This window comes from Solibacillus sp. FSL W7-1464 (genome assembly GCF_038004425.1).
In the GTDB taxonomy this organism is placed as follows: Bacteria; Bacillota; Bacilli; order Bacillales_A; family Planococcaceae; genus Solibacillus.
The window spans coordinates 1-10,000 of the sequence record NZ_JBBORC010000001.1 but is presented as its reverse complement, the minus strand read 5'-3'; the positions used below and the strand labels follow the sequence as shown (position 1 = coordinate 10,000).

Annotated in this window: 7 protein-coding genes; all 7 read right to left on the bottom strand. The window is 38.7% G+C overall.

What is annotated here, in order from left to right:
• Positions 1–28: 28 nt before the first annotated feature.
• Positions 29–1,132 (bottom strand): HD-GYP domain-containing protein, encoded by a 1,104-nt coding sequence (locus MKZ25_RS00035; protein WP_445326844.1) that lies wholly within the window; start codon positions 1,130–1,132, stop codon positions 29–31.
• A gap of 152 nt (positions 1,133–1,284) precedes the next feature.
• A complete protein-coding gene (gyrA, locus tag MKZ25_RS00030; protein WP_340799608.1) occupies positions 1,285–3,783 on the bottom strand; it encodes a DNA gyrase subunit A in 2,499 nt (832 codons plus the stop codon).
• A 93-nt stretch (positions 3,784–3,876) separates the two neighbouring features.
• Positions 3,877–5,802 carry a DNA topoisomerase (ATP-hydrolyzing) subunit B gene (gene gyrB, locus MKZ25_RS00025; protein WP_340799607.1) on the bottom strand — a complete coding sequence of 642 codons (1,926 nt, stop codon included), beginning with the start codon at positions 5,800–5,802 and terminating at the stop codon, positions 3,877–3,879.
• A gap of 61 nt (positions 5,803–5,863) precedes the next feature.
• The gene (gene recF / locus MKZ25_RS00020; protein ID WP_340799606.1) at positions 5,864–6,982 is read right to left on the bottom strand and encodes a DNA replication/repair protein RecF; all 1,119 of its coding nucleotides are present in this window, start codon (positions 6,980–6,982) and stop codon (positions 5,864–5,866) included.
• A 3-nt stretch (positions 6,983–6,985) separates the two neighbouring features.
• The gene (gene yaaA, locus MKZ25_RS00015; protein ID WP_340799605.1) at positions 6,986–7,222 is read right to left on the bottom strand and encodes a S4 domain-containing protein YaaA; all 237 of its coding nucleotides are present in this window, start codon (positions 7,220–7,222) and stop codon (positions 6,986–6,988) included.
• A 126-nt stretch (positions 7,223–7,348) separates the two neighbouring features.
• Complete coding sequence (dnaN, locus tag MKZ25_RS00010; RefSeq protein ID WP_340799604.1) at positions 7,349–8,485, bottom strand: DNA polymerase III subunit beta; 1,137 nt, start codon at positions 8,483–8,485, stop codon at positions 7,349–7,351.
• Between the two features lie 171 nt (positions 8,486–8,656).
• Positions 8,657–10,000 (bottom strand): chromosomal replication initiator protein DnaA (dnaA, locus tag MKZ25_RS00005; RefSeq protein WP_445326843.1); only part of this gene is annotated, 1,344 nt, incomplete at its 5' end.

Below are 10,000 nucleotides of genomic sequence, written 5' to 3'. Positions count from 1 at the left end.
CCCGCTTAACGAATAATTAGTTCGATTTTTATCCTTGAGTAATGACACGCGAAATATAGAAGCTTCTATTAGAAGAAAGATCCACAATTTCTCCTGTACGTAATAATTTTACAAGTGGGCGTGTAGGTGAATATTTATTGATGAACATTACTTCACCCAACTCCAAATTCGATAATTCAATTTTTGTCCCTATTGGTAAATCAACGACAATATCCATTAATGCTTGAACAACTTTAATATCAAATTTACCAAACTCCTCTTCCTTAATCATCTCAATTACTTTGAAGGGGGATTGTTTTGAGCGATACATACGTTCACTAGTCATCGCATGGAATACATCTGCTACCGCAATAATTTGGGCAAAGAATGAAATAGCCCCTGTACGGTCACCCTTTGGATAACCGCTTCCATCCAAACGTTCATGATGCTGATAAACGGCTACCTTCATAATATCCTTTATTGCTGTTACGTTTTTAATGAGTAAGTAACTATAGTAAGGATGTTTTCGTACTTCCCCAAATTCTGATTCTGTTAATACGCTTTTCTTATCACGTATACGCGAGGGAATTCGTGACATTCCGCTGTCTGCTAACATTCCGGCAATAGCCAGCTGAATTGTATCCCCTCGTTCATATCCCATTTTCTTTGCAATGACTGCTGCAATTAGACCAGTGGCTATAGAATGATGATATAAATAATCCTTTGCATTCGAATAACTGTTTAAATTGAAAATGTAAGAGCGATTTTCTAAAACCATATCCATTAACGGAATTATTATGTTTCTTACTTTTGTCAAATCTACTCTTCCACCGGCTTCCCAATTTAAAAATTCCTTTTTCAATTGTCCAATACCGTCAAGATAATACTTTTCAAAACTTGTATATTGCTGCAAAGGCATAGCTACTGGAGGATTATCAAACTTTTCTTCACTTGTCTCGGTTTCTTCAACTTCAATTTCATTATGTACTAACACGGTTTTTAGATTAAATAATTCAAATACGCGTAAATGCTCCGGTTTTACTTTTGTATTTTTATAAATAATCGGATATTGTGTATTGGCAAAAATATCTTCAGCAATTACTTTACCTAATCGCAATTCCTCAACTCTTATCAATATTGCTTCCAATTTCACAACCCCTTAAGAACAATTTCTCATAATATAATTTATTCTTCCTAAATAACTACTAATTTTTTTCATAATATAAGTTAATTATAACGAATAGGAAATAGAATACAATAAAAAAAGTAATCTAGATAGTCTAAACTAACTAGATTACTTTTCAATTACTCTTCTATAGCTGAGTTGGATTCTCCTTCAATTTCGGAATCAATTTCTTCATCATCCGGAGCATCTTCCTCTTTTTTCACTCGTGCCACAGTTGCTACATATTCGTCATCAGCAAGTCTGATTAAACGAACGCCTTGTGTGCTACGGCCGATAACAGATATATCATTTACATCCATTCTGATTAACATACCATTAATCGTAATCAACATAATGTCTTCTGATCCATCTACAGCCTTTACAGCGCACATTTTACCGTTCTTATCGGTAATTTGCATCGTTTTCAGACCTAATCCGCCACGGCTTTGTAAACGGTATTCAGATTCTGGCGTACGTTTACCGTACCCATTTTCAGTGACAACCAAAATTTCCTGACCTGGCTCAAGAATTTCCATGCCTACTACAAAGTCACCTTCACGAAGTTTAATACCGCGTACCCCGGCAGCCGAACGACCCATCGAACGAATATCGTCCTCTTTAAATCGTACTAACATACCATCGCTTGTACCGATAATAATTTCCTTTGTGCCATCTGTTAAATGTACAGAAATTAAATCATCGTCTTCACGTAATGTAATGGCAATTAAACCATTTGTACGGATATTGGCAAACTGATCAACAGGTGTACGTTTTGTTACCCCTGTTTTTGTAGTAAAGATAAAGTAAGCATCTTCTTTGAATTCTGTTACGCGAATCATTGCAGTAACATGCTCACCTTTATCGATATTAAGCAAGTTTACAATTGGCAGTCCCTTCGCTTGGCGACCGAACTCCGGAATTTCATATCCTTTTGCACGGAATACTTTCCCTTTTGAAGTGAAGAAAAGAATTGTATCGTGTGTAGAAGTGAATAATAAATGTTCTACGAAGTCATCTTCATTCGTTCCCATACCTTGTACACCACGGCCACCGCGTTTTTGCGAGCGATATGTGTTCGCAGCCAAACGTTTAATATAACCGTTATGTGTTAATGTCAGTACCGAGTTCTCACGAGGAATTAAATCTTCATCTTCAATCATTTCTAAGCCGCCAGCAGTAATTTCTGTACGACGCTCATCACTGTAACGATCTTTAATATCCGTCATTTCTGTGCGGATAATTTCGACCACTTTCGCTTCATCAGCCAAAATCGCTTTCAATTCATCGATTAGTTTTAAAAGTTCCTGATACTCAGCCTCAATTTTTTCGCGTTCTAATCCGCTTAAACGTACAAGACGCATATCTAAAATTGCTTGCGCCTGGCGTTCAGATAAATTAAAGCGCTCCATTAATTGAGGTCTTGCTTCTTCACCGCTGCGAGAAGCCCGGATAATAGAAATAATTTCATCAATATGATCAAGCGCAATACGTAAACCTTCTAAAATATGTGCACGTTCCTCTGCTTTTCGAAGCTCGAATGCAGTACGACGTTTAATAACTACTTTTTGGTGTTCTAAGTAATGATAGAGCACTTCTTTTAGACTTAATACTTTTGGCTGCCCATCAACTAGCGCTAGCATATTCACACCAAAGCTTGATTGCATCGCTGTTTGCTTAAACAAATTGTTCAGTACGACATTCGCATTTGCATCACGGCGAACTTCAATAACGATACGCATACCATTACGGTCTGATTCATCACGTAAATTTGTAATGCCATCAATTTTTTTGTCGCGTACTAATTCAGCAATTTTTTCAATAAGTTTTGCTTTGTTAACTTGATATGGCAATTCATGTACTAAAATTGTCTCTTTGCCGTTTGAAGCTTGTTCAATTTCCACTTTAGCGCGAATTGTCAGTGAACCACGGCCTGATTCATATGCACGGCGAATACCGCTGCGCCCCAGAATAATCCCCCCTGTAGGGAAATCGGGACCTGGAATGATTTCCATTAGCTCTTCTGTCGTAATGCTTGGATTATCAGCTACTGCTAATACACCATCAATTGTTTCTCCAAGATGATGTGGCGGAATATTTGTAGCCATACCTACTGCGATACCAGAAGTACCATTCACTAATAGATTCGGATAGCGCGCCGGCAATACTAAAGGTTCGTTTTCACTGCCATCATAGTTCGGTCCATAATCAATCGTATCTTTGTTAATATCGCGCAACATTTCCATCGCGATTTTTGACATGCGTGATTCTGTATAACGCATTGCTGCAGCACCGTCGCCATCCACTGAACCGAAGTTACCATGGCCGTCGACTAACATATAACGGTAGCTGAAATCCTGCGCCATACGGACCATTGCATCATAAATTGATGAGTCACCGTGAGGGTGGAATTTACCCATTACGTCCCCAACGATACGGGCACTCTTTTTATATGGTTTATCTGAAGTATTTCCTAGCTCCTGCATACCATATAAAATACGGCGATGTACCGGTTTAAGTCCATCTCGCACATCTGGTAAGGCACGCGAAACGATAACGCTCATCGCATAGCTTAGGAAAGATGATTTTATTTCTGTTGTAATATTTCTAGATTCAATATGTCCATGCTGAATGTCAGACAAAATAAGGACCTCCTTCCAATTGCACTAACTAATCAATTATGTCCAAGCATAATTGTATCCCTCTGCGGGTGTTTGGAAACCCGCAGAAGGATGTTAAATATCCAAGTCTTGCACGTATACTGCATTTTCTTCGATAAAATCACGGCGAGGTGCAACTTCATCACCCATTAAGTGATCGAAAATTTTATCCGCTTCAATTGCATCATCCAATTCTACTCGAATTAAAGTACGGTGCTCTGGATCCATTGTTGTATCCCATAATTGTGTTGCATTCATTTCACCTAATCCTTTATAGCGCTGTACATTAGGCTTCGGTAACTTCGGCAGGCGGTTTAAAATATCTTCTAACTCCTGGTCTGAGTAGCAGTATTCAATATGTTTCCCTTGTTTCACCTGGTAAAGCGGCGGTTTTGCGGCATATACATAACCCGCTTCGATTAATGGACGCATGAAACGGAAGAAGAATGTCAGCAAAAGCACACGAATATGCGCCCCATCGACATCGGCGTCCGTCATAATTACAATTTTATGATAACGTGCTTTTTCTAAATTGAACTCTTCCCCAATACCCGTACCGAATGCTGTAATCATCGCACGGATTTCGGCATTTGATAAAATGCGGTCCAAGCGCGCTTTCTCAACGTTAAGGATTTTCCCGCGCAATGGTAAGATCGCCTGGAAATGACGGTCACGACCTGATTTAGCAGATCCACCGGCAGAATCACCCTCTACGATGTAAATTTCAGATTCAGCAGGGTTTGTCGAAGAACAGTCTGCTAATTTACCTGGTAAGCTTGAAACTTCAAGTGCAGATTTACGACGTGTAAATTCACGGGCCTTTTTCGCTGCTACACGCGCTCGTGCCGCCATTGTACCTTTTTCGATAACTTGGCGCGCAACTGATGGGTTTTCAAGAAGGAAACGTTCAAATCCGTCTGAGAACAAAGCATTTGTAATCTGACTTACTTCAGAGTTTCCAAGTTTGGTTTTTGTTTGACCCTCAAATTGAGGTTCCGGATGTTTGATTGACACAATTGCCGTTAAACCTTCACGAACATCTTCGCCTGTTAAGTTGGCATCCGATTCTTTAATCAGGTTTGATTTACGTGCATAGTCGTTAATAACACGTGTTAAGGCAGTTTTAAATCCTGATTCATGCGTACCACCCTCATACGTGTTGATGTTGTTAGCAAATGACATAATATTCGAGCTGAAGCCTGCATTATATTGCATAGCAATTTCAACCGTAATCCCGTCTTTTTCACCCAATACATCAATTGGCGCATGAATCGCTTCTTTATTCTCGTTGATATGCTCTACGTATTCACGAATACCGCCTTCAAAGTGGAATGTTTCCGAACGTTCCTGTCCTGTACGCTCATCTGCAATCGTCAGACTGATGCCACGATTTAAATAAGCTAATTCACGGATACGTGTCGCTAAAATATCGTATTCATAAACTGTTGTTTCTTTAAATATTTCGCTGTCTGCTTTAAATCGAGTTGTTGTACCTGTATGGTCTGTTTCACCGATGACTGTTAGCTTTTGAGCAGTATGACCGCGTTCAAAAATAATTTCATGGATTTTACCATCTCGGTGTACTTGAACAATTGTCTGACTTGATAATGCATTTACTACAGAAGCACCTACACCATGAAGTCCACCTGATACTTTGTAGCCTCCGCCGCCGAATTTACCGCCAGCGTGTAGTACTGTCATAATTACTTCAACAGCAGGCATACCCATCTTTTCCTGAATATCCACGGGAATACCACGACCGTTATCTTCTACGCGAATCCAATTGTCTTGTTCAATTGTCACTGTGATTCCTGTACAATAACCTGCTAAAGCCTCATCAATACTATTATCAACAATCTCCCAAACTAAATGGTGCAATCCTTTTGAACTTGTAGAACCAATATACATACCCGGACGTTTCCGAACAGCCTCTAATCCTTCTAATACTTGTATTTGATCCGCATCATAAGATTGCTGGACTTTATTATCTTCTAAAGCCACTATTGTTCACCTACTCTTTCATAACTATCAGTATGCTTCTTTATTACGTATTTCAATGCACTTATGGTTGTTCAATTGCTCCTTGTGAGACATTGAACAACTTTGCGTGCTGTATTGTGTCATGATGAATGCCTTCTACACTCGTTGTTGTAACGAATGTCTGTACTTCACCCTGAATTGTATTTAATAAATGTGATTGGCGATAATCATCTAATTCCGATAAAACATCATCCAATAAAAGAATCGGTGTTTCCTTCGTTTCCTGTTTGATGAGTTCAATTTCGGCAAGTTTTAAGGATAATGCCGTCGTGCGTTGCTGCCCTTGTGAGCCATATACTTGAACGTCATAATCATTGACAAAAAACTGCAGGTCGTCCCGATGAGGCCCTATAAGAGTTACGCCTCTCTCAATTTCACGCTGCTTCACTTCTTCTAACTTCTTTGTTAAGTAATCCGCCATTTCCTCGGCAGTCCAGCTTGCTTCCATCCCCGTTACAGGACGGTATTTTATAACAAGCTTTTCTAATCCGCGCGAAATACCATTGTGAATCGGTTCGGCCCAATCCTGTAAAAGCTCGATAAACTGAAACCTCTTACGGATAATTTGAATTGCCGCCTGCACATATTGTTCAGTATAAATTTCAAACATCACATCAGATGCGAGTGATTGTTTTCCCGCATTCTTTTTCAATAAATGATTACGTTGTTTCAAAATCTTTTGGAATGTTAGTAAATCATGTAAGTAAACAGGGGAAATTTGTCCGATTTCCATATCGATGAATCTTCGGCGAATTTGGGGGCTGCCCTTTACGATATTCAAATCTTCAGGTGCAAACATTACTACGTTCATCTGTCCGATATAATTGCTCAGTTTCGTTTGTTCAAGATGATTGATTTTGCCCTTTTTGCCTTTTTTTGAAATCGTCAATTCGATAGGAATGCCACCGTAACGCTTATTTACCACACCTTCTATTTTACCATAATCCGCATCCCAACGTATCAATTCTTTATCGTTCGCAGTACGATGAGATTTGGCCATCGCTAGTACATAGATTGATTCCATTACATTTGTTTTTCCTTGAGCATTTTCCCCAATAAAAACATTAATTTTATCTGAAAAATCCAGTGTAAGCGATTCGTAGTTACGATAATTTGTTAGCTGCAAGCGCTCGATGTTCATGAATTAATTTTCTCCGTTTTCAATAAATGCATCGACAATTTTAAAGCGTCCTACACCAGGGATATTAATCACATCTCCGTGACGCAGTTTTTTCCCGCGGCGATCCTCCGCTTCTCCATTTACAAACACCTCATGTTCACTTAAAAACCACTTTGCCATACCGCCAGAGCTAATCGTATCTGTCATTTTCAGCGCTTGACCAAGCGTAATAAATTCTGTATCAATTACTAATTCATTCAACGTAATTCATCCTCCACTTAAATAAAGTCTTATCACTCTATCATACCTAAAAATTGTCCATAAGTAAAAAAGGAACGGTCTCAATAACAAGTTAAGACCGTTCCTTTTACAATTTCTATATGAATTTTAGTAAGTACGTACAGGTAAAATCAGCTGCAATATTGCATCATCTGCAACAGAACGTAAGATGAACGGGCGCATTGCACCTGTAAATTCAATTACTACATCTTGTCCATCAATCGCTTTTAAGGCTTCCATCATGTATTTTGCACTAAATGAGATTTTTAATGTTTCGCCTTCCAAGCTCTCCACTTGGATCTGCTCTTCTACTTTACCAATCTCAGGTGAATTTGATGAAATTTCCACTGTTTGATTTTCCAGCGTTTCAAAACGAACGACATTATTGCGATCTTCACGGGCTAAAAGTGAAGCACGGTCAATTGCCTGCAAGAGAGATTTTCCGTTAATCGTAATCATTGTTTTAAATTCATCCGGAATTAAACGGGATGTATCGGGATAATTGCCTTCTAAAAGACGGGAGAAGAACAGGACATCTTCAGTTTTAAATAATACATGCTGGTTTGTCAGTACAATTTGAACAGGATTATTTGTGTCTTCTAAAATTTTGTTCAATTCATTTAAGCTTTTTCCCGGAATTACGACTGAAGCAATATCATTTGGTAAATTTTCAAGATTTACTTTACGGCGCGCTAAACGATGACTATCCGTTGCAACGCATATTAATGCATCGCCATCAACTTTCCAGTTTACACCTGTCAACACTGGACGACTTTCTGATGTCGCTACAGCAAATACCGTTTCTCTAATAACTGATTTTAATAAATCTGTCGGAATTGTAAATTGGCGGTCAGCAGCAATTTCAGGTAGCTGTGGATATTCTGCTGCATCTGAGCCAATAAGGTGAAATTCAGATTTACCTGAACGAATGATTGTTGCATAGCCGTTTGTAATTTCGATTTCAACTTCATTTGTAGGCAATTTACGGATGATTTCATTGTACATACGAGCTTGTAGCACAATTGAACCTGTTTGTGTAATGTCCATAATTTGTTCGCCATTTTCTTCTACAGGGATGAATGTCTGGATTGTAATGTCTGCATCACTACCGGTTAATGTCATACCCTCGTTTGTAACATCGATTTTAATTCCCGTTAAAATAGGAATCGTCGTTTTAGAACTTACAGCTTTCATTACATCGTTTAATCCTGCTAAAAGACGATCACGTAAAATAGTAAATTTCATTAGTTTACCTCTCTTATATAATTAATTATTTATTTAAAGATATTAATAGATATAGTAATAGGGCCTGTGAATTTGTGGATAACCCCTATTTCACACAGGCAGAGAGCGATATCCACATGTTGATAAGCTGTGAATAGCATTGTGTGAAAAACATAAAGTTATACACAGAGATTATTTACCTAACATACTACGAATTTGTTTAATATCCTGCTGAAGCTGCTGATCTGTTTTAAGTAAGGAAGAGATCTTTTCATGGGCATGGATCACAGTTGTATGATCACGACCTCCAAATTCTTCACCAATCTTAGGTAATGAATAATCTGTTAACTCACGAGATAAATACATCGCCACTTGACGAGGATAAGCAATCGATTTTGTCCGGCGCTTAGCCTTAAAATCTTCCAGACGTATACTGTAATGTTCACCAGTTGCAGTTTGAATATCTAAAATCGAAATCATGCGCGGTTTTGAATTTGGCATAATATCTTTTAAAGCTTCTGCAGCTAGTTCAGGCGAAACATCCATATTTACTAAGGATGAGTAGGCCACAACACGAATTAATGCCCCTTCAAGTTCACGAATATTTGTATCAACCTGATTGGCAATATAAAGCATGACTTCATTTGGAATATCAAGTCCGTCTGCCTTCGCTTTTTTACGCAAAATTGCAATACGTGTTTCTAAATCAGGTGGGGCAATATCAGTGATTAATCCCCATTCAAAGCGTGAACGTAAACGGTCCTCTAAAGTTGGAATTTCCTTTGGAGGGCGGTCACTTGAAATAACAATCTGCTTTGATTCTTCATGCAGTGTATTGAATGTATGGAAGAATTCCTCCTGTGTTGATTCCTTACCAGCCAAGAATTGAATATCGTCAATTAGCAGTACATCAACATTGCGGTATTTATTTCGAAAATCGATTGTCTTATTATCTCGGATTGAGTTAATGAACTCATTCGTGAATTTTTCGGATGATAAATAGACGACATTTGCTGTCGGATTATGTTCTTTTACATAATGACCAATTGCATGCATTAAGTGAGTTTTTCCTAAACCTACCCCCCCGTAAATAAAGAAAGGGTTATAAGCTTTTGCAGGTGCCTCTGCTACAGCTAAGCTTGCTGCATGGGCAAAACGGTTACCGGAACCGATAACGAATGTATCAAATGTGTACTTTGGATTGAGCATACCTGGGGTAATGTCATGGTGTTCACTTGATTTTGCTTGAGTAATAGGGGGCGGTAGTTCAAAGTCGTCTGCCGTCTGGTCTTTCTGTACAACAAAATTTATGACTAAATCCTCTCCAGTTAACTCGTTTAATATTCCTGTAATCATATGGATGTAGTATTGTTCAAGCCAATCGCGGGCAAAAGAGTTAGGCGCGGAAATCGTCACTTTTGTGCCACTATGCGCAAGAAGTTTTGTTGATTTCAGCCAAGTATCAAAGCTCGGTTTCGAGATTTTCTGTTCAGCTTGGGCAAGGACGGCATTCCATAGGTTTTCTAAATGTTCCAA

Coding starts and splice junctions, on each gene's coding strand:
- recF (WP_340799606.1), bottom strand. CDS start 6,982: ATGAACATCGAGCGCTTGCAGCTAACAAATTATCGTAACTACGAATCG.
- dnaN (WP_340799604.1), bottom strand. CDS start 8,485: ATGAAATTTACTATTTTACGTGATCGTCTTTTAGCAGGATTAAACGAT.